The 25,490-nt window shown below is 67.5% G+C and carries 15 protein-coding genes; 10 read left to right on the top strand and 5 right to left on the bottom strand.

What is annotated here, in order from left to right:
- Positions 1-16: 16 nt before the first annotated feature.
- The 3 genes from IQ292_RS02615 to IQ292_RS02605 form a co-directional block, all read right to left on the bottom strand.
- Positions 17-1,231 carry a histidine-type phosphatase gene (locus IQ292_RS02615; RefSeq protein ID WP_203308735.1) on the bottom strand — a complete coding sequence of 405 codons (1,215 nt, stop codon included), beginning with the start codon at positions 1,229-1,231 and terminating at the stop codon, positions 17-19.
- Positions 1,232-1,321: 90 nt separating this feature from the next.
- The gene (locus tag IQ292_RS02610; RefSeq protein WP_203308734.1) at positions 1,322-4,144 is read right to left on the bottom strand and encodes a TonB-dependent receptor; all 2,823 of its coding nucleotides are present in this window, start codon (positions 4,142-4,144) and stop codon (positions 1,322-1,324) included.
- 164 nt (positions 4,145-4,308) lie between these two features.
- Positions 4,309-4,854, bottom strand: coding sequence for a septal ring lytic transglycosylase RlpA family protein (locus tag IQ292_RS02605; protein WP_203308733.1), 546 nt, complete (start codon positions 4,852-4,854; stop codon positions 4,309-4,311).
- A gap of 162 nt (positions 4,855-5,016) precedes the next feature.
- On the opposite strand from IQ292_RS02605, the gene IQ292_RS02600 reads away from it, so the two are divergent.
- The gene (locus IQ292_RS02600) at positions 5,017-6,351 is read left to right on the top strand and encodes an MFS transporter (protein ID WP_203308732.1); all 1,335 of its coding nucleotides are present in this window, start codon (positions 5,017-5,019) and stop codon (positions 6,349-6,351) included.
- 118 nt (positions 6,352-6,469) lie between these two features.
- On the opposite strand, the gene IQ292_RS02595 is transcribed toward IQ292_RS02600, so the two are convergent.
- Complete coding sequence (locus IQ292_RS02595) at positions 6,470-8,746, bottom strand: glycoside hydrolase family 3 N-terminal domain-containing protein (RefSeq protein WP_203308731.1); 2,277 nt, start codon at positions 8,744-8,746, stop codon at positions 6,470-6,472.
- A 174-nt stretch (positions 8,747-8,920) separates the two neighbouring features.
- Between IQ292_RS02595 and IQ292_RS02590 the strand changes: the two genes are divergently transcribed.
- From IQ292_RS02590 to IQ292_RS02550, 9 genes are all read left to right on the top strand, one after another.
- Positions 8,921-9,928, top strand: coding sequence for a LacI family DNA-binding transcriptional regulator (locus IQ292_RS02590; RefSeq protein ID WP_203308730.1), 1,008 nt, complete (start codon positions 8,921-8,923; stop codon positions 9,926-9,928).
- A 5-nt stretch (positions 9,929-9,933) separates the two neighbouring features.
- Positions 9,934-11,352 (top strand): glucoamylase family protein, encoded by a 1,419-nt coding sequence (locus IQ292_RS02585; protein WP_203308871.1) that lies wholly within the window; start codon positions 9,934-9,936, stop codon positions 11,350-11,352.
- A gap of 46 nt (positions 11,353-11,398) precedes the next feature.
- Positions 11,399-12,931: a tryptophan halogenase family protein gene (locus IQ292_RS02580; protein ID WP_203308729.1), complete on the top strand. Its 1,533-nt coding sequence runs from the start codon at positions 11,399-11,401 to the stop codon at positions 12,929-12,931.
- Between the two features lie 191 nt (positions 12,932-13,122).
- Entirely contained in the window at positions 13,123-16,149 is a 3,027-nt protein-coding gene (locus IQ292_RS02575; protein ID WP_203308728.1) for a TonB-dependent receptor domain-containing protein, read from the top strand.
- Positions 16,150-16,258: 109 nt separating this feature from the next.
- Positions 16,259-16,939, top strand: coding sequence for a DUF6445 family protein (locus IQ292_RS02570; protein WP_203308727.1), 681 nt, complete (start codon positions 16,259-16,261; stop codon positions 16,937-16,939).
- Positions 16,936-18,732 (top strand): family 43 glycosylhydrolase, encoded by a 1,797-nt coding sequence (locus tag IQ292_RS02565; protein ID WP_203308726.1) that lies wholly within the window; start codon positions 16,936-16,938, stop codon positions 18,730-18,732. Before IQ292_RS02570 ends, IQ292_RS02565 begins: the two co-directional genes overlap by 4 nt.
- A gap of 70 nt (positions 18,733-18,802) precedes the next feature.
- Positions 18,803-19,480 (top strand): DUF6445 family protein, encoded by a 678-nt coding sequence (locus IQ292_RS02560; protein WP_203308725.1) that lies wholly within the window; start codon positions 18,803-18,805, stop codon positions 19,478-19,480.
- A 169-nt stretch (positions 19,481-19,649) separates the two neighbouring features.
- Positions 19,650-22,568, top strand: a complete 2,919-nt coding sequence (locus tag IQ292_RS02555; RefSeq protein WP_287979424.1) for a TonB-dependent receptor — start codon at positions 19,650-19,652, stop codon at positions 22,566-22,568.
- A 188-nt stretch (positions 22,569-22,756) separates the two neighbouring features.
- A complete protein-coding gene (locus IQ292_RS02550) occupies positions 22,757-24,250 on the top strand; it encodes a tryptophan halogenase family protein (RefSeq protein ID WP_203308724.1) in 1,494 nt (497 codons plus the stop codon).
- 82 nt (positions 24,251-24,332) lie between these two features.
- On the opposite strand, the gene IQ292_RS02545 is transcribed toward IQ292_RS02550, so the two are convergent.
- Complete coding sequence (locus IQ292_RS02545; RefSeq protein ID WP_203308723.1) at positions 24,333-25,376, bottom strand: LacI family DNA-binding transcriptional regulator; 1,044 nt, start codon at positions 25,374-25,376, stop codon at positions 24,333-24,335.
- Positions 25,377-25,490: the final 114 nt, after the last annotated feature.

The raw sequence follows: 25,490 nt of genomic DNA, 5'->3' as shown, positions 1-25,490 counted from the left end.
CTTCCACTGACAAGCCTCAGCCGGCGGCGGCGGTGCGCATCATCAGCAAGGTCGCGAACCGATCCAGCGGACAGGTCGCGGAACAGCCAGGTACGCGCAGCACGACGTCGTCGATGCCGGACTGGAGGTACCGCAGTGCCATGATCGGCTGGACGCGATAGCTGGTGCGCACGAACCGCGCGCCGGTGGCGGGATCGCGCAGCAGCGTCAGCACCAGGGCGCCGTCCGGCGGCACGTCGCCCGTCGCATAGTCGGGCGAAGAGAGGTCGACGCGCAAGGCTGCGGCCAAGGCGGTGACGTTGGTGTCGTGGCCGACGAACAGGTCGAGCCGCCGGTCCCCATGCGCTTCCAGCGCCGCCAGCATCGCGCGGGCCAGCGGGCCTGCCTGTTTGGCCGCCATATAGGGCGCACGCGTGAAGACATCGAAGAGCGCCGCATGCAATGCGCCGAGCCGCTTGAGTGCGGCCGCGTCGACGCGACCCCAGCCCACCTGCGCCGCGGGCATGCCCTGTACATATTGCAGCAGCAGGACCTGCGCGATGCCCGATGCGCGGCGGATGGGGCCGGTCAGCACGATGCTTCGGCCGTCCGCGCTCGCACGCACCGATGCCGCGTCGCGGGGCGTGCAGGCGACGCGCTGCGGACAGTCGAGCACGCGGTCGAGTGCGTCGAGCTCCGCCCGGTGTCGCCGCGTCAGCGCGTCCATGCCGCCGGTGTGGAGATCGATCGATGCCATGGCGGCCGCGGCATCGAAGCGGGCGTTACGGTCGCGGAGAGGCTCGAACAGCGGGTCGACGGTACCGGCCGCCTGGTGATCCACCGTCAGGCCGCAGCCGGGGGCGAAGCCCCGCGCGAAGGCGTTTGCGCTGTCGATCGTGCGCTGGCTGACGTTGCTGTGGATGCGCACGGTCGTCGGGGCCGGGCACCGGCCCGGCGTGAACAGGCCGCTGCGGTCGAGCCAGGCGCGGTCGTCCGCTCCGCGCAGCTCCAGCGCCGCGAGACCGTGCGGCGTCATCTGCTCCGCCGCGACCGGCCAGTGTGGCCAGGGCGCGCCGGTGTGCGTGTCGGCCGGAACCTCGCCATCGATCGGCGCGCGCACGCCGTGCCGCATCACCATCACGACGCGCTCCAGCAGCAGCCGGTGCGGTGTCGTCTGCGCGGCGGCCGGGGCCGTCGTCGCGGGCCGGGACAGGGCGGCTTGCGACAGCGCGGCGAGCAGCAGGAGGAACATCGTCGACAGGGCTCCGGAAAGCAGGAAAAACGGCAAGGCGGACAGGGCGCTGGCGCACCCCGTCCGCCCCTATACCTTATTACGCCTGCGTTACATCTTCATGGTCAGGCTGAACTGGAAGACGCGGCCGGTCTTGAGGAAGCCCCCATTGCGGTCGTTGGCGATATAGCGCTGCGGTTCGCCGACGGTGCTCCACAGCGCATGCTGGTCGAGCAGGTTGCGCGCGGACAGGCCGATCTCCAGCGTGTCGGTCGCCTCGAAGGCGAGGCCGGCATTCAGCTCGCCGACCGGCTGGATGTAGATGTCGGGCTGACTGTCCTGCACCGTCGCCAGGATGCGGCTCGTCCAATTGTACCACAGGTTGGCGCGCATTGGCCCGGTCGCATAGAAGAGTTCGGCGTTGTAGACGAGGTCGGGCGCCTGGGGCAGCTGCGTGGTGCGTATGTCGGTCGCCGCGATCGTATAGGTCGCCCGGGTCCGCTGCCAGGTAACATTGCCGCCGACGCCGAATCCTCCGAGCATGCGCGACGCGACGAGATCGCCGATCGTGTAGCGGCCCGACACCTCGATCCCCGTGGCGTTGCCACGACCACCGTTGGCGGGGCGGATATAGACGATGCCGTCCAGCGTCTCGCCGACCGATCGCGTGCCGGTCGGCACCAGCACGTTGCGCAGATCCTTGTGATAGGCCGCGACCTGCAGGTAGCGGCCGACGCCCGCATAATAGTCGAAGCCGAGATCGTAGCTCCATGCCTCGACGGGTTTCAGGTTCGGATTGGGCTGGGTGATCGACAGGATCGCGTTGGTCGCCGCGTCGCGCGAAATCTGCGTCGGGCCGGCAAGCTGGTCAAAGGCGGGCCGGGCGTAACTGGATCGGATCGCGCCGCGCACGACGAGCGCGTCGTTCGGACGCCACGTCGCGAGCAGACTGGGATCGACGTGGTGATAGGAGCGGCCCGCGTCGACGAACCGCGCCCCGTCCGCGTCGGACAGGAAGTAGCGCGCGGCGAAGCGGTTGTCCTCGTAGCGGATGCCCGGCACCAGTTCGAACGTGCCATAGCCGAGCGTTGCGGTGGCGTAGAGCGCCTTGCGCGTCTCCGTGCCGTCGAGCAGGCCCTGGCTGATCAGTGTCGGCGAGACCTTGGTCAGGTCGACATACTGGCTGACCTGCGCGTCGAGCTGGCTCCTCGACAGAACCTTGATCGGGCGCTGCGGATAATAGTCCAGGAAATCGGTCAGCACCTCGCCGAAATACTGGTTGATCGTCGGCCCCTGGACCGTGCCCGCCTGCAGCGGCGTCAGGAACCGGTAGCGGGTCGGATCCGGGGCAAGGCTGCGGCCGGTGCGATGCGAATCCTCGTACAGGCCGCCGACGCCGATGCCGCGCACCAGCCCCTCGCCGCTCCAGCCGATGCTTCCGCGCAGCGTCTTCTTCGTCTCGGCGAGATAGTCATAGCCCTGCTGGATGTAGAGCTGCGTCGGCCGGTCCAGCGAGCCGACATAGGCTGCGGCGGCGCTCGAGAGGACCGGTCGCGGCGAGCGGGGGTCGGACAGGTCGACGGTCAGCCCTTCCGTCGCGGCGCCGGTGTTGCCGGTTGCGCCGTTATAGGCGATTCCACGGAACGCCGCCTCGATGCGTTTGGGCTGGTTGAAATGCCCGTCCGCATAGGCGCCCTCCAGCGCCGCGGTGAAGCCGTTCCAACGCGCCTTGCCGCCGATCTGCGCGGAGAAGAGGCCCTGATCGACATCCTCGGTGCGGAAATAGCTGGCCGGATTGATGCCGTACGGCGTGTACACGCCCGCCGCATTATACGCGGTGGTGGTGCTGCCGTTGCTCAGCGTTCGCCGCGGATTGGGGTTGGTCTGGCCCGCGGTCAGCTCGTTGCGCAGGCCGGTCTGGTTCATCGTATTGGTGTCGAGATAGGTCGCGTAGTTGACGCGCGCATAGAGGTCGACCGGCTCCGTCCGCATGTCGAACGACCCACTCGCGCCGTAGCGGCGGATACGGTTGTTGTAGAAATTCCACTGCACGCCATCCGCAGAAAGGGCATTGCCGTTGGCGCGCGCGGTGCCGACGTTGAAAGCGGTCGTCTTGTAGTCGTTCTGGACCGCGGTCGATTCGGCGGCGTTGCTGCGCTCCTCGAAATAGCCGGCGAGATAGACGCCGAGCTGGTTCGACGATCCGAAACGCTGCGCGCTGTCGATACCGACCATGCCGCCCCAGCCGCCCTGCTTGCGATCGATCGCCAGCTGTGCCCCTTGCGCGACGGTGCGCGCGCGGACGAAGCCGGTCGAGAAATCGAAGGCGGTTGGCGTGCGCAGGTCGATGTTGCCCGCGATCGAGTCGGCATCCTTGTCCGCACCCGGCGTCTTGTCGGCGACGATGGCACCGATCGCAAAAGGGGAGAAGAGGTTCAGCGAGATCGCGCGATTGCTGCCCGACGTCTGCGGCAGGCGGACGCCGTCCAGCGTATAGCTGTTGTAGCTGGCGTCGAATCCGCGGATCGTGGCGTATTGCGTTTCGCCGGTGGCGCTCTGGTTGCGACCCTGATCGCGGGAAACGGAAACGCCGGGCAGGCGGCGGGCGAGATCGGTGACGTTGGTCTGCGAATTGATCGCGACGTCGCCCGTGGTGACGATGTCGATCGTGGCGATCGCGGCCTTTTCCTCTGCGACGGCGCTGCGGTCGCGCCGGCCGTTGACGACGATGTCGGCGGTGATCGCCTCGCTGACGCTTTTCTCCCGCGCCTCTTCGGCGCGTTCGGCAGGCGATTGCACGGTTTCCTGCTGGGCCAGCGCGGCGGCGGGCAATCCGGCCAGCGTCAGCGCGAGAAGCGAGGCGCAGGTGCGGTGGGCCGCGGATGCGCGGTCGGAACGCCGCAGGCAGGCCCGCGACGTAAGCGTCGAGTTCATGATGTCCCCCAAGGAAGCAAGCGATGCGGTCTCTGCCGCTGGCGACGCCCGCTAGGTCCGAATTGAGGCGATTACGTTACGTTCGTATAACAAATAAATTTAATGCTTCGGCTTCAGTGCAATGCGGCTGTCGTTTCCCGTCGGGCCGGCAGACGGGGCGTGAGCTATCCGGCAGCCAGCTGCGCACGAAGGGCGCGCACCGTGGCTTGCGGCAGGGGCGGGAGCGGGGCGGCTGCCTTGCCGCGCCGAAGGCGTTCGCGGTCGCGTTCGGCGGGGTCGACGACGCGCACCCTGACGGGTGCATGTCCGCTTCCGATCCCGAGCAGCGCTGCGGCGCCGCGAGACAGGTCTATGATCTGCGCATCGCCACCCGCGAAGGGGCCGCGGTCGTTGACGCGCACGACGATCCGTGCGCCGCTGTCGAGCGCGGTTACCTCGACATAGGTGGGCAGCGGCAGCGTGCGATGCGCCGCGGTCGGCCAGCGCGGCCGGAACTTCTCGCCCAGCGCGGTGCGGTTACCCGATTCGCCACCATAAACCGTGGCATAGCCGAGCATGTCATAGGCCGGCTGGGCGGCCGGAACGTAGGTGCGACCGCGCACGATATAGGGCCGGCCGATCCGGACCGGCGTGTCGCTGACCGGCCGGTACCCGCCGGCGCAGGCGGAGAGCGCCAGAGCCATCGCCACCCCGCCGAGTGCGCGCCTCATCGGTCGTTCCTGGCGAAGCGGCGGGGCCGGTCTGCGTGCACGGGCTTTCCTTCGATCGAATTCGGCATGGGGTAGCCGGCCGTCACGCGCTGTCAAACCATGCCCCGGCATAGGCCGCCTTCTCCCTCGACTTTCGGCGAGCGACCGTCGAAGGACGGCGGCATGGAGCGGGATGACGAGGGATCGGCGCGCGTCGGGCGGCTGCGGCTGGCGGGGTTCGCCGCCGGCGACTTCGCCTTCAACCTCTACTGGCAGAGCGCGATGCTCTACCTGCTGTTCTATTACACCGATGCGCTGGGACTGAAGGTGGAGACGGCGGCGGCAATCTATCTCGCCGCGTCGATCTGGGACGGCCTGGTCAGCTTCGCGGTCGGCGTGCTCGTCGACCGGCGCGGCGCGGCGGGGGATTACCGGCGCGTGCTGATCTGGGGAGCGGTGCCGCTCGGCCTGGCGTTCTGCGCCGCCTATCTGCCGCTGCACGGCACGGGTGGCATGGCGGCGATCGGCATTCTGGTCGGGCATCTCGTCTTCCGTACCGCCTATGCGCTGGTGAACATTCCCTATCTCGCCATGTCCGCGCGCGTCAGCCCCCACGCCGGCGATCGCGCCTTCGTGGCAGGGCTGCGCATGCTGGCCGGCACGGCGGCGGCGGTCGTCGTCGCGCTCGGCACGGTGCCGCTCGGCGGCATGATCATGGGCGTGAAGGGCGGTCCGAAGGCATTCCTGGGCGCGGCCCTGCTCTTCGCCGCCATAGCGAGCGTGATCCTGATCCTGGTCGGCCGAACGTTCCGCGATGCGCTGGCGCGCGATGATGCCCCGCCGCCGCCCAGAGTGCCGCTCGGCCGCGCGCTTCGTGCGGTGGTGCGCAACCGGGCCTTCACCACCCTGGTCGCGGCGATGATGGCGATGATCGTCGCGACCAGCGTGCTCAACAAGTCGGTGCTCTACTATTTCAAATACGTCTTCGGCGATCAGGCCGCGGGACAGCTCGCGCTCGGCGCGATGATGGCGGTCAGCGCGGCGGCGGTGCCGGTGTGGATGGCGATCGCGCGTGCCATCGGCGTGCGGCGCGTGTGGTTCGCGGCGGTCCTGGTGAGCAGCCTGGGGCTGTCCCTGTTCGCGCTCGGCGACCTGCCGCGCGCAGGCGCGATGCAGCTGTTCCTGGTCGGCATGCAGTCGGCGACCGTCGGCTTGCACTTCGCCTTCTGGGCGCTGCTGCCCGAGGTCATCGACCATGGCGAGCGGACCGGCGGCGTGCGGACCGAGGGCATCGTGTTCGGTCTCGCCGCGCTGCTGCAGCGGATCGCGATCGGCCTGGCGACGCTGCTGATCGGCGTTTCGTTCGGCGAGGCAGGCTATGTCGCCAATGTCGTGCAGACGCCGGCGACCCTGGCCGCGATGCGGATGACGATCGCCCTGGTACCGCTGGCGGGATTCGTCGTGTCGGGTCTTCTGATGGCGCTCGCGCCCGCAGCGTCGCGGCGGCGCGCGACATAGCCCGATCCCGCCGGGCGCGGGAGAGGGGATTCGCGCCCGCGGGCATCGATGCGCGGGCGGCCGTGATCGCAGCGCGATGCCCCCCCCCCTCGCCACGTCGCGGGAGGGGGCGGCGCGTTTATCGCAGCAGGTCGAACGTGCCGTGCGCGCCCGGTGCCTGCGCGGACGGGGCGATCCATACGTCGAACGTACCCGGCTCCACCGTCGGTTGCAGGTCCTTCCCCAGGAATTCCAGCTGCTGCCGCGTCAGCGTGAAGATCACCCGCTCGCTCTTGCCCGGCGCAAGCGCCACCTTGCGGAACGCCTTCATCTCGCGGACCGGTCGCGTGATGCTCGCGACGCGGTCGCGGATATAGAGCTGCACCAGCTCCTCGCACGCTCTCGTGCCGGTGTTGGTGACGGTCGCCGCTACCTCGATGCGTCCGTCCCACGGCAAGGTGGCCGGCACGCTGGCGGCGTCGTAGCTGACCTTGCCATAGGTCAGGCCATGGCCGAACGGATACAGGGCCGCATTGGGCGCGGTCCGCCACTGCGCCTTGTACGGCTCGCGCGGGCCGTCGGGCGCGGGGCGGCCGGTCGCCTTATGCGCATAATAATAGGGCTCCTGCCCGCTCTCATGCGGGAAGCTGAGGGGCAGGCGGCCCGACGGTCCGACCTTGCCGAACAGCACGTCGGCGATGGCATGGCCGGTCTCGGATCCCAGAAACCAGGTGACGAGGATCGCGGGCGCGTCCTTCACCGCCCCTTCCAGTGCAAGGCCACGGCCGTTCTTGAGCAGCACGACGATCGGCTTGCCGGTTTTCGCCACCGCCTCCGCCAGCGCCATCTGCGGCGCGGGCACGGTGATCGAGGTGCGCGACTGCGCCTCGCCCGACATGGTCTCGCTCTCGCCGATCGCCAGCACGACGACGTCCGCCGCCTGCGCCGCCGCGACCGCCGCCTCGATCCCGCCGGCGAGCGGCGCCTCGACGCCCGACCCCGCCGTGACGGTGATGCTGGTGGCGCCCGCCGCGCGGAGGCCGGTGGCGAGGTCGATCGCCTGGTTGTTGTCGCCATAGACGACCCAGGGGCCATTGAGATCGTGCTGGCCGCTGGCGAAGGGGCCGATCAGCGCGAGCTTGCGGCCCTTGTCCAGCGGCAGCAGGTCGCCGTCGTTCTTCAGCAGCACCATCGCCTTCTGCGCCGCCTCGCGCGACAGGGCGATCGCCGCCTTGGTCCGCGAGCGCGTCGCCTCGCGCTTCTTGTCGATGCGGCGGAAGGGATCGTCGAACAGGCCGAGCATCTGCTTGACCGCGAGCACGCGCCGCACCGACCGGTCCAGCGCCTCCTGCGGTACCGCACCTTCACGCACCAGGCTGGGGAGGTGGAGCGCGTAAAGGTTCGACTGCATGCTCATGTCGACGCCGGCGAGGAAGGCGATGCGTGCCGCGTCCTTGCCGTCCTTGGCGAAGCCCGCGGCGATCATCTCCTCGTCGCCGGTATAGTCGGAGACGATGATGCCGGGGAACTTCCACTCGTCGCGCAGCACCTGCTTCATCAGCCACGGATTGCCCGTGGAGGGGATGCCGTCGATCTCGTTGAACGAGGCCATGCCGCTCATCGCGCCCGCATCGAAACCGGCCTTGTAGGGCGGCAGATACACCTCGCGCAGCGTCCGCTCGGACAGGTCGACGATGTTATAGTCGAGGCCGCTTTCCGCCGCGCCATAGGCGGCGAAATGCTTGACGCAGGCCATAACCGCGTCGTCCGCGGCCAGGCTCTTGCCCTGGAAGCCCTTCACCCGCGCGGCGGCGAACATGTTGCCGAGCAGCACGTCCTCGCCCGCGCCCTCCATCGTGCGGCCCCAGCGCTGGTCGCGCGCGATGTCGACCATCGGGAAGAAGGTCCAGTCGATACCCGCGCCGGCCGCCTCGAACGCGGCCATGCGCGCGGTGCGCATCGCCAGATCGGGCTCGAAGCTGGCGGCTTCCGCGACGGGGACCGGGAAGATGGTGCGGTGGCCATGAATGACGTCTGCGGCGAAGATCAGCGGGATCTTGAGCCGCGAATCGCGCATCACCGCGGCCTGCATCCGCCGCGCCATCTCCGCGCCGTTGCCGTTGAACACGCCGGTCAGCTTGCCCGCGACCGCATCGGCGATCTGGCCCTCGAAGCTCGGACCGGTCGACGGCGGGTTGAGCGCGGTGGCGATGCCGCCACCCCAGGCCGCGGCATTGAGTTGCAACTGGCCGGCCTTCTCCTCCAGCGTCATCGTCGCCAGGATCGCCTCGACCCGCTTGGACAGCGCGGCGCCGTCCGCCTGCGCCAGCAGCGCACGCGCCGGGCTGGACGCCCAGGCGACCACCGCGCCCGCGCCGAGCAGCGCCGCGCGCCGCGAGATGGTGATGTCGGTCATGCCTTGCGAAACTCCCCTCACATGCGCCGAACGCTCGAACTTTCCCGCCGCGGCGGCCATTCAGCTTTTCGCGTTGACGCTTTCCTGTAACCGGTTACACAGGCTGGGAGGCTCGCACAAGATGCGATGGGTCGGGTATAGCGCCCGGGCGAACATTTGAGGAGGGGGCGAGTCTTGGGTCAGGCATCCGCCACGATACGCGACGTGGCGCGCGAGGCTTCGGTATCGGTTGCGTCGGTATCGCGCGCGCTCAACGGGCACAGCAGCGTCCATCCGGAAACCCGCGCGCGCGTCGTCGCCGCGGCGGAGGCGCTGGGGTACGTGCCGCACGCGGGCGCACGCAGCCTGTCCTTGGCGCGCAGCCATGCGATCGGGGTGATCCTGCCCGACCTTCACGGCGAGTTCTTTTCCGAAATCGTGCGCGGCATGGACCGCGAGGTGAACGCGCGCGGCTATCATCTGCTGCTGTCGAACATGCATGCCGACGCGTCGCTGGCGGCGCAGGCGATGCGGTCGATGCGCGGGCGGGTCGACGGGCTGATCGTCATGGCGCCGCAACTGGATGCGGCCGGACTCGATGCCGCCTTGCCGAAGGGCGTGCCGGCGGTGCTGGTCAATTCGCATGACGGGATCGGCCGCGCCTCGTTCCGCATCGACAATGGCGCGGGCATCATCGCCAGTGTCGCGCACCTCGCCGCCCTGGGTCGCCGCCGGATCGTGCATGTCGCGGGACCAGCCGGCAACATCGACGCGCGCGAACGGAGCGAGGCCTATCATGCCGCCATGGCGGCGCATGCTCCGGGTATCGCCCCGATCGTCATCGAGGGCGACTTCCATGAACAGTCGGGCGCCGACGCCGTCGCGATGCTGCGCAGCATGGATGCAACATTTGATGCGATCGTCGCGGCGAACGACATGATGGCGCTCGGCGTACTGCGGGGACTTCGCGAAGCCGGCATGGACGTGCCGGGGACGGTCGCGGTGACCGGTTTCGACGACATTCCGCTCGCCCGCTATCTGGGGCTCACCACCGTCCGCGTTCCGCTGGCGGAGATCGGCGCGCGTGCCGTCGGCCGACTGGTCGATGCCCTCGAAGGGGGCGACCTGTCCCCCGATACGCTCACCGTGGCGACGGAACTCGTCGTGCGCGGTACCACCGCTCTTTCCCCGGGTACTCCATGACCTTTATCTCTAAGCCGCTTGATCGTCGGACCCTGTTGGCGCGGACGCCCCTGGCCGCCGTCGCGGCGAGCCAGTCGCTGCCCACGCTGGCGGCGGGCCGACCCGCGCTGCCCGGATGGTTCGACGATCTGGAGCATCGCACGTTCCGCTATTTCTGGGATCTCGCCAACCGCAAGAACGGCCTGGTCCCCGATCGCTGGCCGACGCCGTCCTTCGCCAGCATCGCCGCGGTCGGTTTCGCCCTGACCGCCTATCCGATCGGCGTCGCGCGCGGCTGGATACGGCGCGAGGAAGCGCGCGACCTGACGCTGACGACGCTACGCTTCTTCGATACCGCGCCGCAGGGCGACGCGCCGGCCGGGATGAGCGGCCACAAGGGGTTCTTCTACCATTTCCTCGACATGGAAACCGGCAAGCGCTTTCGCGATACCGAGCTTTCCAGCGTCGACACGACCCTGCTCTTTCTGGGCATCCTATTCGCGGGGGCCTGGTACGACCGTGCCGATCCGGCGGAGACGGAGATCCGTACGCTGGCGCAGCGCATCACCGATCGCGCCGACTGGCCATGGTTCACCAACGCGCGTGGCAGCGTGTCGATGGGCTGGCATCCGGGCCAGGGCTTCATCGAGCGGTCGTGGGAAGGGTATAACGAGGGGATGATGGTCTATATCGTCGGCCTCGGCAGTCGCGGCAGATCGCTCCATGACGGGGCATGGAATGCCTGGGCGAAGACCTATCCGGAATTCTGGCGTGGGCAGGGCGCGACGCGGCACCTCGCCTTCGCGCCGCTGTTCGGGCACCAGTACAGCCAGATGTGGATCGACTTCCGCGGCATCCGCGATGCCACGATGCGGCAGGCGGGCCTCGACTATTTCGAGAACAGCCGCCGCGCGACCTATGCCAATCGCGCCTATTGCATCGCCAACCCGATGGGCTGGCGCGGCTATTCCGGCGAAATCTGGGGCCTGACCGCTTGCGACGGACCGGGCAATTTCGAGCTGCCGTACCGGGGCGGCAGCGCCACCTTCTACGGCTATTCGGCGCGCGGGCCGCTCGGCCAGCCCGACGGGCGCGACGATGGCACGCTGGCCCCGACCGCCGCGCTCGGCAGCCTCGCCTTCGCGCCGGAGATCGCGGTGCCGGCAGGCGATGCGCTGCGTCGCTGGCCGGGGCTGTACGGCAAATACGGATTCCTCGACAGCTTCAACCCCTCGTTCCGCTACGCGTCCGCCAAGCTGGAAACGGGCTCGGTCGACCCGGCTGCCGGCTGGGTGGCGCGCGATTACCTCGGCATCGACCAGGGCGCGATCACGGGTGCTATCGCCAATGCGCGCGACGAGGGGGTGTGGCGGGTCATGCGTCGGTCGCCGACGATCCGGCGCGGGCTGCAGCGCGCGGGGTTCACCGGCGGGTGGCTGGGATGACGATGACCTTCCGGCGCGACGTGGTGGGCGATTGGAGCGTCCCGGCATGACCGCCTCCCACCCCAATCCGCCGATCAAGACCATCACCATCGTCGGCGGTGGCACGGCAGGCTGGATGACGGCGGCGCTGCTCTCGCGCCTGTTCCTCGGCGCCTATCAGATACGGCTGATCGAGTCGGAGGAGATCGGCACGATCGGCGTCGGCGAGGCGACGATCCCTGCGATCCGCACCTACAACGGCCTTGCGGGCATCGACGAGTTCGAGATGGTCCGCGCGACGCAGGCGACGTTCAAGCTCGGCATCGAATTCCGTAACTGGCGCGCCCCCGGCCACAGCTACATCCATGGCTTTGGCAAGATCGGCCAGGACCTCTACTGGCTGCACTGCCACCAGTTCTGGCTCAAGGAACAGGCGGCGGGACGCGCCAAGCACCTCGACCATTATGCCCTCAACACGCTGGCGGCGCGGATGAATCGCTTCGCCATGCCCGATCCGTCGAATCCGTATTCGCCGGTGGCCGACCTCGACTATGCCTATCACTTCGATGCGTCGTTGTTCGCCCGCTTCCTGCGATCCCGCGCGGAACAGGCGGGTGTCCTCCGGATCGAGGGGCGGATCGTCGCTGCCAACCGGCGCGGGCAGGACGGCTTCCTGGACCATGTCGTGCTCGCCGACGGCCGCACGGTCGACGGCGACCTGTTCATCGACTGTTCGGGTATGCGCGGCCTGTTGATCGGCGGCGCGATGGGCGTCGGGTACGAGGATTGGGACCGGTGGCTGCTGTGCGACCGCGCGCTGGCCGTGCCGAGTGCGCGCGGAACGGGGCCGCTGACGCCCTATACCCGCTCGACCGCGCATGACGCAGGGTGGCAGTGGCGCATCCCCCTCCAGCATCGCACCGGCAACGGCCATGTCTATGCCAGCCGCTTCGTGTCGGACGAGGCGGCGGCGCAGACGCTGCTCGCGCATCTGGATACGCCCGCGCTGGCCGATCCGCGCCCGGTCCGCTTCCGTCCCGGCAAGCGCCTGCGCGCCTGGGAAAAGAACGTCGTCGCCCTCGGTCTCGCCGGCGGCTTCCTCGAACCGCTCGAATCGACCAGCATCCACCTGATCCAGACCGGTATCCTGCGCCTGGTCGCGCTGTTCCCGGGGCAAGGCTTCAATGCCGCCGATATCGACGAATACAATCGCCAGACCGACTTCGAATATCGCGACGTCCGCGACTTCATCATCGCCCATTACAAGGTTACCGATCGCGAGGACTCCGAATTCTGGCGCTATCTGAAGCATATGGATGTGCCAGATAGCCTGGCGGAGCGGCTCGACCTGTTCCGCGCCTCTGCCCGGTTCTTCATGCACGGCAAGGCGGAACTGTTCCGCGAGGAAAGCTGGGTGCAGGTGCTGCTGGGTCAGGGGCTCCAGGCCGCCTATGACCCGATGGTGGACATGATCCCCGACGATCAGGCGCGGGCGTTCCTCCAGGATGTCGAGGAGGTGATCGCCGACGTCGCGCAGGGACTGCCGACGCACGAGGCGTTCATCGCCCGGCACTGCCTTGCGCCTCCGCCTTCCGCCTGACGGGAATCATCAACAAACTGTGACAGTTCGGCAACAGCCGGGACGATATTGAGCGGGGCTATAGCTAGATTGTTGTAACCGGTTACGCGGGGGAGTAACCGGTTCCATACGCCCTCCGCGATCCGCGGCCGATGCCTGTCGTCGGTCTTCCGGGAGCAAAAAGGGGGCTGGTCGACCGAGAGGGGATGAAAATGGCTTCCAAGATTCAGCGCGCGTCCGTCCGTCGCGGCATTTCGGCGGCGGCGCTCGCCGCGGCACTCGTCATCGGCGCGCCGGCATTCGCCCAGGCGACCTCGACGCTGCGCGGCCATATCGAGGGCGCGGCCGCGGGGACGGCCGTCGTCATCACCGATCTGACCACGGGCCAGGTGATCAACAGCCGCACCAATGCGGCGGGCGACTATACCATTCCCGGCATCCGCCCGAGCACCTATCGCGTCGACGTGGCTGGCCAGCGGCCGGAGCAGGTCGTCGTTCCCGTCGGCCAGACGATCACGCTCGACATCGGCACGCCGGCCGCCAATGCGGAAGCCGCGACGACCGAGACGACCACCTCCGCCGATGCCGGCACGGGGTCGGGTAGCGACATCATCGTCACCGGCCGCCGCACGCAGGAGGTGCGCACCGCCGAAGTCGCAACCAACGTGTCGCAGCAGCAGATCGAGAGCCTGCCGCAGAGCGACCGCAACTTCCTGAATTTCGCCGCGCTCGCGCCGGGCGTCGCGGTGACGCCGGGTCGCGGCAACCGTCAGGTGCAGGCGGGCGGCATCAGCGCCGACAACATCAACGTCTTCGTCGACGGCCTAAGCCTCAAGAACCAGGTCAACCACGGCGGCGTCGCGGGCCAGAACTTCAGCCAGGGCAATCCCTTCCCGCAGCTCGCGGTGCAGGAATTCAAGGTCGATACGCAGAACTACAAGGCGGAATACGAGCAGGCCGGCTCCGCGATCATCACCGCGGTGACCAAGTCGGGCGGCACGTCCTTCCACGGCGACCTGTTCGGCGAATGGCAGCCCAGCTCGTTCTACGGCACCAAATATTTCGATCGTCCCGGCAACGCCAACAATCTCGATGGCTCGCGCACGCAGGGCAATTACGACCGCAAGCAATATGGCGGCGACCTGGGCGGTCCGATCATCAAGAACGTGCTGCATTTCTACGGCGCGTTCGAGGCGACCGACCAGAAGGCGCCTTCGGCCGCGGTCCTGCTCGGCAACGGCACCTCCGCCGACCCGACGCAGATCGTGCCGCAGGCGATCGTGCAGCAGTATAACGGCAGCTATCCGCAGGATTTCCACCAGAAGCTGTATTTCGGCAAGCTGACCGCCTTCGTCAGCAATGCCGATACGGTGAACTTCAGCGGTTTCTTCCGTCGCGAGAGCAATCTCGCCGACTTCGGCGGTACGTCGGTTCCGTCGCACGGCCATCTGCTGCAGTCGAAGATCGACCTGTACCAGCTCGAATGGAACCACCGCGGCGACAATTGGCTGAACGAGGCGACGGTCGCGTACAACACCGTCTTCAACGGCACACCGCGCACCAGCAGCGGGCCGGAGATCGTGCTGGGCAAGCCGGGCGCCGTGGTCGCGTCGCTGGGAACCAACGGCTTCGAGCAGGCCGACAATCAGAAGACATGGACCTTCAAGGACAATGTCACCTTCTACGGCGCGGCGCATGTCGTGAAGGCGGGCGTCAAGGTCACGCTGAATGATCTGTCGCGTGCCGAGGACAATCTCGGCAACGGGTCCTACTTTTTCCAGCCTTCGACGTTCACGACCTTCGACGCCTCGACGCCGCAGCAGGCGGCGGTTTCCGTCGTCCCAGTGCGTCCGGCGATGGCCAAGGATACGCAGATCGGCCTGTTCATCCAGGACGACTGGACCGTCAACGATCACCTGACGATCAACGCCGGCATCCGCTGGGATTACGAGACCAACGCGAAGAACGAGAAGTTCGTCACGCCCGCCGGCATCGTCACCGCGCTGCGCAACTACCAGCCGTGGCAGGCGGCGGGGATCAACCCGAACGACTATATCTCGACCGGCACCAATCGTAAGCCGTATTGGAAGGCGTTCCAGCCGCGTCTGGGCCTGTCGTACGACGTCAATGGCGATCGCGACATCGTGCTCTTCGCGGGTGCCGGTCGCTATTACGACCGCCCGCTGTTCATCGACTCGGGCATCGAGACGATCAAGGCGCTCTACCAGCGGACCATCACGCTCAGCTTCTGCGACGGCCCGGGCCAGCCGAGCTGCGCCTCGGTGCGCGCCGGCAACAACGGTGCCCTGCCGGCGACGACGCTGGCGTGGAATGCCAATTACAAGAACGTCGATGCCCTTCGTGCCGCGGCGACCGCAACCGGCGTGGGCGGCGAGGTATGGCTGCTCAACAACGACACCAAGCTGCCCTATTCGGACCAGTTCAACTTCGGCGTCCGCAAGCGCCTGGGCGCGGTCCAGACCTCGATCACCTTCAGCCACATCCGCAGCCACAACATCTTCAAATATGTGCGCGGCAATCGTCTGCCCAGCGGCCAGTACACCAGCCAGGGCGACCAGTGGATCGAGGATACCTTCCCCGCGCAGGGCATCCTGCCCGGCTATAGCGGCAAGCTGAACATCGGGTCGAATGACGGCAAGGCCTATTACACCGCGATCTACTTCACCGCGGAAAAGCCGTTCGTCACGGGTTCGACCTGGGGCTTCACCTCGACGCTGACGTTGCAGCGTGCCCGGTCGAACGTCGCGCAGGAACTGCAGGGCGACGAATTCTACAACGGTCCGCGCGTCGATGCCTATGGCATCAATTATGTCGCGGGCGTCGAGAAGTGGCGCTTCGTCGGCACCGGCATCGCCCGCGGCCCATGGGACACGAAGCTGTCGGTCACCGGCACGTTCAGCTCGGGCCCGTCGTTCGGCCAGGTCATCTTCCCGACCGTCAAGCCCGAGAACGCCAGTGCCTACGGCAATTTCGGCGGCGTGTTCTGGCCTGACCAGATCGTCGGCTATGCCTCGGTCGATGCGCGCATCTCGAAGACGTTCACCATGCCCTGGGGCCACGACCTCGAGGTCAACTTCGCGGCGTTCAACCTCTTCGACTCGGTCAATCGCACCTATTCGGCCTGGGGCGCCGGATCGGGGGTCAACCCGACCAAGCGCGAGAACGACACGCAGGGCGTGCCGCGCTCGTTCCAGGTCGGCGCGCGCTACAAGTTCTGATGCGTTTTCCGTGCTCCTGCGGACGCAGGAGCCCAGGACGGCAGGCGATGTCCTGTGTGGCTCTGGGTTCCCGCGTTCGCGGGAACACTGGAATGGGAGGGGCGGTAGCATGACCCCCAGCCTCATCCGTGTCGGCCGAAGCGAGAGCCCGGTGGTCGTCGTGGACGATGCCGTTCCCGACGTGGACGCCGTCGTCGATCTGGCCGCCGCGCTGGCGCCGTTCCCCAGCGTCGCGAGCAGCTTTTATCCCGGCGTCCGCCGCGTCCTGACCGCCGCCGACGGCGCCGCGCACGACTATGCGACCGCCCTGTTGCGATCCCTCGCGCCGTTCATCGGCGGCGCGTTCGACGTCGATGGCTTCGACTGGATCGAGGGCAGCTTCTCGATCGTGACCGCCGATCCGGCCACGCTGTCGCCCGCGCAGCGCGCGCCGCACTTCGACTCGACCGATCCCGGCTATCTCGCGGTGCTCCACTATCTGTCGGACACGCCCGGGACCGGCACCGCCTTCTACCGCCAGCGATCGACCGGCATCGAGTGCGTCGACGCCGCCAACCGCGAGACGTTCGTCGCCGCCGCGCGCCGCGACAGCACGGCCCTGAGCGGCTACACCAACGCCAGCAACGCCGCGTTCGAACGGATCGGGGCGGTGGAGGGGCGGCGCAATCGCGTCGTTCTCTACCAGGGGAGCCTGCTTCATTCGGGCATCATCCCCGCCGCCATGCCGCTGAGCGCCGATCCGCGCGTCGGGCGGCTGACCGCCAACCTCTTCATCCAGGCGCATCGATGATCGCAGCCCTCCTTCTCGCCACCGCCGCGCCGGCCGCGCAGCACACCTACGCCAATCCCGTCGACATCGATTACCGCTACAATTTCGAGCAGGTGAACGAAGGCATTTCCTACCGGACGGGGGCCGATCCGGTGATCGTGCCGTTCAAGGGCGCCTATTACCTCTTCCTGACGCTGGCGGACGGTTATTGGCGCTCCACCGACCTCGTGACCTGGCGCTTCGTCACGCCCAGCCGCTGGCCGGCGGAAGGGATCGTCGCCCCCGCCGTCACCTCCGACGGAACGCGGCTGCTCATCATGCCGTCGATGACGGCGCAGGGCACGATATACGGCACGTCGGATCCCGAGAGCGGCCGGATCGACTATGTCGTCCGCCGCATGCCGCCGCTGCCCGGCGCGGTGAAGTCGGGTCTGGAGGATACGATCAGGCCGGGGCAGGTTCCGCCCGGTCCATGGGACCCCGACCTGTTCCAGGACGACGACAAGCGCTGGTACCTGTACTGGAATTCTTCGAACGTCTTTCCGATCTACGGCGCGCCGGTGTCGTTCGCCGATGGTCGGATGACCTATGGCAGTCCGCGCAAATCGTTCATCCTGCTCGACCCGACGCGGCACGGCTGGGAACGCTTCGGCCAGGACCATAGCGGCACCCTGCCCGATGGCACGCCGATCACGCCGTTCATGGAAGGCGCCTGGATGACGAAGGTCGGCGGGCGCTACTATCTGCAATATGGCGCGCCCGGCACCGAATATAACGCCTATGCGACCGGTACCTATGTCGGGACGTCGCCGATGGGGCCGTTCACCTACGCCGCGTACAATCCGGTCGGCTACAAGCCCGGCGGCTTCGTCCAGGGCGCAGGCCATGGCAACACGTTCCAGGATCTCCACGGCAACTGGTGGAACACCGGAACGCCATGGATCGGCTACAACTGGACGTTCGAGCGGCGGATCGGCCTGTGGCCGACCATGTTCGATGCCGATGGGCAGATGCGCGTCTCCACGCGCTTTGGCGATTTCCCGCAGCGCATGCCGACGACGCGCTTCGCCGATCCCGACTCGCTGTTCACGGGCTGGATGTTGCTGTCCTACCGCAAGGCCGCGACCGCCAGCGCAAGCGTCACCGGCCATGCGCCGGCAGACGCGACCGACGAGAACCCCCGGAGCTTCTGGCTGTCGCCGTCCAAGGCGGCCGGGACGACGCTGACGATCGACCTGGGCGCCGCGAAGACCGTGCGCGCGGTGCAGGTCAACTTCGCCGATTACAAGGCGGGCCGCTTCGGCGATGCGCCGGACATCTATACGGAATTCCGCCTCGAATCGTCGCGCGACGGACGCGATTGGCGACCGCTCGCCCGCACGACGGGGCCGCGTCGCGATCGGCCGAACGCCTATTTCGAACTGCCCGCACCCGTCACGGCGCGCTACGTGCGCTACGTCCACGGCCATATCGGCGGCGCCAATCTCGCGATCAGCGACCTCAGGGTGTTCGGCACCGCGGGCGGCGGCGCACCGTCCGCGCCCGAGCTGGTCGGCGCGACGCGCGCCGCCGATACGCGCGACGCGACGATCCGATGGCGGCGCGTACCCGGGGCGGTCGGCTACAACGTCCGCTGGGGCATCCGGCCGGACCGGCTGGCCCTGACGTACCAGGTCTTTGCGGACCGCGTCGCGACCGGCGACGCCGCGACGCTGCCGCTGCGGGCCCTCACGGTCGGGCAGCGTTATTATGTCGCGGTCGAGGCGTTCGACGAGAACGGCGTGTCGCGGTTGAGCAGGGTTCAGGCGATGTGATGCGTCGGCCGGTTACGCCGCTGGAGAAGGGGGGCTTAAAGACTCGACCGACCCCTGCTAACCCGCCGCCATGACGCCCAGGATCACCGTCACTCGCCACGGCGCGGAAGCCCAGCCGGTCGTCGTGTTCGACGATTTCGCCGATGCGGAGGCGCTGCGCGACGACGCCGGTTTCCTGTCGTTCGCGTCGATCGGCGAACATTATCCCGGCGTCCGCGCGCATGTCGCCGCGGCGATGCTGCGCCCGATGCTGGCCACCGTCGCGCCCGTCGCTGCGGACGTATTTGGGCTGCACGACCTGGACGTGGTGGACGCCTTCTACTCGCTGGTCACCACGCCGCCCGCACGCCTCGCGCCGATCCAGCGCTTGCCGCATTTCGACGAGGTGTCGCCGACACGGCTGGCGCTGCTCCACTATCTGTCGCCGGACCAACGCAGCGGTACCGCCTTCTACCGCCAGCGCAGCACGGGCTTCGAGTCCGTCGATGCGGCGCGGCTCGCCGGCTATCGCGCCGCGCTGCAGGCCGATCTGGCGCAGCATGGGCTGCCCGATCCGGCGTACATCGCGGGCGATACGCCGCTGTTCGAGCAGGTCGCGCGCCACGAAGGCCGATTCAATCGTGCGATTCTCTATCGGTCCAATACGCTGCATTGCGCGGTCATCCCGCCCGACATGGCGCTGTCCGACGACGCGTTGGAGGGTCGGCTGACGGTGAATACCTTCCTCGACGGACGAACCATTTCGTAACGGTATGTTGCCGGAATATCACGCGCCCCCCGTGGCGCATGAATACGTATGTGGCCATGTTGGCACGAAATCCCCCTTTGTTCACAAGCGCTCGGGTTAGACCGGCCGATCGTCCTCCCATGCCAGGGGGCGAGGGCACGGTATCACTTCAAGGGGGAGGATTCTTCTCGTGGCCCGTTCCGTTTCGTCGTTTTCGCTGCGCAGCCGCTGCGCACTCCGCTCCACCACCGTCGGCCTCGGCAGCCTGTTCCTGGTAACGGGCGGCGCTGCGTTTGCGCAGGAAACCCCGAACCCGCAGTCGCCCAACGCCAACCCGCCGGCGGCCGCGACGGTCCAGGCGCCGGCTCCCGCCGCGGAACCGACCCCGAACCAGAATGCCGAGCAGGCGCAGACCCAGTCGAACGCCGTGCAGGACGAAGGTGGCCAGGACATCGTCGTCACCGGCATCCGCGCCAGCCTCGCCAGCTCCGCCAAGATCAAGCGCGACTCCGCGCTGATCGTCGACAGCGTCTCGGCCGAGGACGTCGGCAAGCTGCCCGACGTGTCGATCGCCGACAGCCTGGCGCGTCTTCCCGGCGTCACCGCGCAGCGCCTGGAAGGGCGCGACCAGCGCCTGTCGATCCGCGGCCTCGGCCCCGACTTCTCGACCACGCTGCTGAACGGTCGCGAGCAGGTGACCGTCGGTGACAACCGCGGCGTCGAATACGACCAGTATCCGTCGGAATTCTTCCGCAACGTCAACGTCTACAAGTCCGCCAATGCGTCGCTGATCGCCGCGGGCATCTCGGGCACCGTCGACCTGCGCATGCTGCGTCCGCTGGACCAGCCCGGCCGCGTGTTCGCGATCAATGCCCGTGGCCAGATGAACGGCATCGACAACCTCAACCCGGACTCGTCGCGCTACGGCTATCGTGCGTCGGCGACCTATGTCGACAAGTTCGCCAACGACACGCTCGGCATCGCGCTCGGCGTCTCGGCGACCCAGACGCCGTCGCAGGACGAGCGCTACAACGCCTGGGGCTATTCGGGCAGCGGCACCGCGGCCGATCCTTATGTGCTCGGCGGCGCCAAGCCCTATGTCCAGTCGAACGAGCTGCGCCGCTACGGTGGCGTCGCGACGATCGAATGGCAGCCGTCGGAGAATTTCCATTCGACGTTCGATGCGCTCTACTCGAAGTTCAAGGAAGAGCAGCACCTGCGCGGCGTCGAATTCCCGCTGGGCTTCTCCGATCCGGTCAAGAGCGGCATCCAGACCTCGAACGGGTTTGCGACCGCGACCACCTTCAGCAACGTGTTCGCCGTCATGCGCAACGACTATAATCGTCGCGACGCGGAGAACCTGTCGCTCGGCTGGAACAACGACCTGAAGGTCACCGACCGGATCCACTTCAACGTCGATGCGAGCTGGAGCCGCGCGACCCGCACGGACTTCCTGCTCGAGACCAACGCCGGCACCGGCTATCAGAAGAGCGGGGTTCCCGATCGCGTCACCGTGACGCAGAATGCCAACGGCACGTATCGCATCGTGCCGACGCTCGACTATACCAACACCAACATCTTCAAGCTCACCGACCCGCAGGGTTGGGGCTACAACGGCACGCAGCCCGTGGTTCAGTCGGGCTTCCTCAACCGGCCGAGCTTCAAGGACGATCTGAAGTCGCTGCGTGCGAGCTTCAACGGCGAGATCGACGGCAGCGTGGTGAAGAGCTGGGAAGTCGGCGGCAACTACAGCCGTCGCGAGAAGACCAGCGCCTATTCGTCCTATTTCCTGTGCCCGACCGGCGGCGGCACGGGCTGCACCGTGGCCAGCGGCACGCCGACCAGTGCGCCGGTGCCGACCGCGGCGCTGCTCGGCACCAACGTGCCGCTCGCCTATCTCGGCATCCCCGCGATGCTGACGTGGGACCCGCTCTACGTTTATAACAACGCGCTCAACAAGGCGTTCGACGGTCGTCCGTCCTCGCTGGTCCGCGACAATGTCGTCACCGAGGACGTGTGGACTGGCTATGCGCAGATCAATCTCGACGGCGAGGTCGGCGGCAAGGCCGTCAAGGGCGCGCTGGGCGCACAGGTCGTACGCAGCCAGCAGCGTGGCACCGGACAGATCGCCAGCGTTAACAACGGCGTCGTGACGATCGCCCCGGCGAACCAGAAGGAAACGTACACCAACTTCCTGCCGAGCGCGACCTTCTCGGTCGAGCTGATACCGAGCGGCTATGTGAAGATGGGTGCGTCGCAGACGATGATCCGGCCGCGTCTCGACCAGGAGCGCGTGACGCAGGACGTGTCGATCAACATCGCCAACATCGGACGCACGCAGCCCGGCCTGCTGTTCCCGGTCTTCTCGTCCAGCGGCGGCAACGTCGCGCTGCGTCCCTACCAGTCGACCAACATCGATCTTTCGTTCGAAAAGTACTTTTCGGGCGGCGGCTACGTCGCGGTCGCAACCTACTTCAAGCACCTGACCGACTTCGTCGATCCGAACAACAGCTATGCCTACGACTTCTCGGGCCTGTTGCCGGCGCTGACGTCGGCCCAGCAGGCGCAGGTCATTGCGGCGAATCAGACGATCGGCACCGTCTCGGCGCCCGCGAACACGGGTCGCGGCGAGATCCTGGGTGTCGAGGGCACGATCTCGCTGCCGTTCAAGTCGATCACCAGCGCGCTTGACGGGTTCGGCATCTTCGTGACCGGCGGCTACACCGACTCCACCATCAAATATGCCAACAACCCGACCCCGATCACCCTGCCGGGCCTGTCGGACGTCACGGCTAGCGGCACGCTCTATTTCGAGAAGTGGGGCTTCCAGGCGCGGGCGAACTACCGCTACCGGTCGTCGTTCCTGGCAGAGGTCGCCGGCCTTTCGGCGAGCCCGACGTACCGGACGGCGAAGGACGAGGCGATCCTCGATGCCCAGATCGGCTACGAGTTCCAGAGCGGCTTCCTGAAGGGCTTCTCGATCCTCGCGCAGGGCAAGAACCTGACCGACCGTCCGTTCGTCACCTACCAGAACAACGATCCGCGGCAGGTCATCGATTATCAGCGCTACGGCCGCGATTACTATATCGGCATCAGCTACAAGTTCTGATCCTCTTCCTCCCCGCCTCAAGGGCTGTCGCCGCGATCCGGCGGCAGCCCTTTTTGTTTCCAATTCACGCCAGCCCCGGGCTTGTTCTGCGGGCACCGTTCCGCAAGATGTACGGACGGTAGGTACATGGCACGGTGGGGGCCGGGACCGGTCCAGCCCGAAGATCGGCACAGCAGAGGATGCCATTCATGACCCTGAAGACCATCGTCATCGCAGGCGGCGGCACCGCGGGCTGGATGGCGGCCGCCGCGCTCGGCCATCTGATGGGCGAGCACATCCGCATCCACCTGGTGGAGTCGGAGGCGATCGGCACCGTCGGCGTCGGTGAGGCGACAATCCCGCAGATCCGCCTCTTCAACCAGGCGCTGGGCCTGGACGAGGACGCGTTCCTCCGAGCGACGGGCGGCACCTTCAAGCTCGGGATCGCCTTCGACGGCTGGACGGCGCCGAGGCACAGTTACATGCACGCCTTTGGCGATGTTGGCCGAGACGTCGGACCCGTGCCGTTCCAGCATTACTGGTTGCGCGCGCAGGCCGAGGGAGTCGCGGGCCCGCTCGGCGACTATTGCATGAACGAAGTCGCGGCGCGTGCCGGCCGCATGCATCGCGGCGCGCCCCTCACCGCGCGGACGATCCCGGCGATTCCCTATGCCTTCCACTTCGACGCGAACCTCTACGCCGCCTATCTTCGGCGGTTCGCGCAGAACCGCGGCGTGTCACGGACCGAGGGGCGGATCGCCGCGGTCGAGCGCGATGGAGAAAGTGGCGACGTCACCGCCCTGGTGCTCGACGGCGGCGAGCGCGTGGCGGGGGACCTGTTCCTCGATTGCACGGGCTTTCGCGCGCTGCTGATCGAAGGTGCCTTGCAGGCCGGCTATGAAGACTGGTCGCGCTGGCTGCCCTGCGACCGTGCGGTTGCACAGCCGAGCACGGGAACGGGCGCGCCCATGCCCTATACGCGGGCGATCGCAAAGTCGGCGGGGTGGCAGTGGCGCATCCCCCTCCAGCATCGAACCGGTAACGGACACGTCTATTGCAGCGCCTTCACCAGCGACGACGAGGCCATGGCGGTGCTTGCCGGAAACCTGGACGGCGAGCCGACCGGCGACCCCCGGCCGCTGCGCTTCGTTACCGGACGTCGGCGCAAGGCGTGGAGCCACAATGTCGTTGCACTCGGCCTTGCCAGCGGCTTTCTCGAACCGCTTGAGTCGACCAGCATCCACCTCATCCAGGCGGCGATCGCGCGGCTCGTGAAGCTGTTGCCGGCCATGCCCGTCGCGGCCGCGCTGCGCAGCGAATACAACCGACAGACCGATTTCGAGATGGAGCGTATCCGCGATTTCCTGATCCTGCATTATTGGGCGAACGGTCGCGAAGAACCCTTCTGGCAGGCCTGCCGGACGATGGCGCTGCCGGACAGCCTGCAGGCGAAGATCGATCTGTGGCGCGAGACGGGCGTCATCACGCGCGAGCACGAGGAACTGTTCACCGAGGACGGCTGGCTGCAGGTGCTGGCAGGGCAGGGCGTGACGGCGCGGTCGCACCATCCGTTCGCCGATACGATCCCCGACGCCGATCTTGCGGAATATATGGAGACGCTGCCGCTGCTCTACCGTCGCGAGGCCGGCGCCCTTGCGACGCACGAGTCCTTCATCGCGCGCCACTGCGCGATGCGGCGCTAGATTGCGATCCGGCAAGGCTTGATCGAGGGGGCTGAGGGCCGGCACCGCTCCCACGTGGCGGATCGAATTACGGCCAGAGCCGTCAGCTCGATCCCCGCACGACGAGACGGGGCAGCAGCAGGCTCGCCTGTGTCGGCTGATCGGCGATACGGCGCAGCAGCGTGTCGACGAGGACCTCGCCGGCCAAACGATAGTCCTGCGCCACGGTGGTCAGCGACGGCTGCGTCGTCGCGGCAGCCGGAATGTCGTCGAAGCCGACCACCGACACGTCGGCCGGCACGCGCAGGCCGGCTTCCGCCAGCGCTCGCATCGCACCGAGCGCGATGAGGTCGGACGCGGCGAACAAGGCATCGAACGGAATGCCGCGCACCAGCAACCGCTGCATGGCGTCATAGCCGCCCTGTTCCACCGACAGCGAATCCGCATGCAGTCCCGGGTCGACCGCCAATCCGGCCGCGCGGAGCGCTTGCGCCATGCCGTGATAGCGATCGCGAAATTCGGGATAATGGTCGTCCGCTTGCCCGATGAAGGCGACGCGGCGGCGGCCCCGGGCGATCAGATGTTCGCCGGCAGCGCGTCCGCCGGCGATATTGTCGCTCCCGATGGTCGTCGCCAGCCCGTCGGGATCCACCGCACCCCAGCGCACGAAATGCGTTCCCTGCGCGCGCAGCGCCTCGAGGCGCGCCTTGTAGACCTCGTAATCGCCGTAGCCGAGCAGGATGATCCCGTCCGCCTTGCGGCTGTCCTCATAGTCCATGTGCCAATCGGCGGAGAGATGCTGGAACGACGTCAGCAGGTCGTAGCCGCGTGCGGCGCATGTCCGCAGGATCGATCCCAACATCGAAAGGAAGAAGGGATTGATGTACGTACCGTCGGGCAGCGGGTCCTCGAAGAACAGCAGCGCCAGCGTCATCGTCTGGCCGCGCCGCAGCGACGAGGCGTTCTTGTCGACCTTGTAATTCAATTGGTGCGCGATCGCCTCGATCCGCATCCGGGTCGCCGCGCTCACCGTGGGATCGCCACGCAACGCCCGGCTGACCGTCGGCTGGGAGACACCGGCGCGGGCGGCAATGTCGAACGACGTCGGCTTGTCGCTGGTTCCCCTGCTGCGCGTCTTCGCCGTCATTGCTGCGCAATAGACCAGTGGCAGAAAAGACGAAAGGGTCGCGTGAATACGTATGCCTTGCGCTTGGCTTGTGCGTGCCGCTTACCCAGAACGGCCCCGACGCGGGCGGCACAG

This window comes from Sphingomonas beigongshangi (genome assembly GCF_016820445.1).
In the GTDB taxonomy this organism is placed as follows: Bacteria; Pseudomonadota; Alphaproteobacteria; order Sphingomonadales; family Sphingomonadaceae; genus Sphingomonas; species Sphingomonas beigongshangi.
Note: the sequence above shows the minus strand (reverse complement) of the source record. Positions and strands in the feature narration are given on the sequence as shown.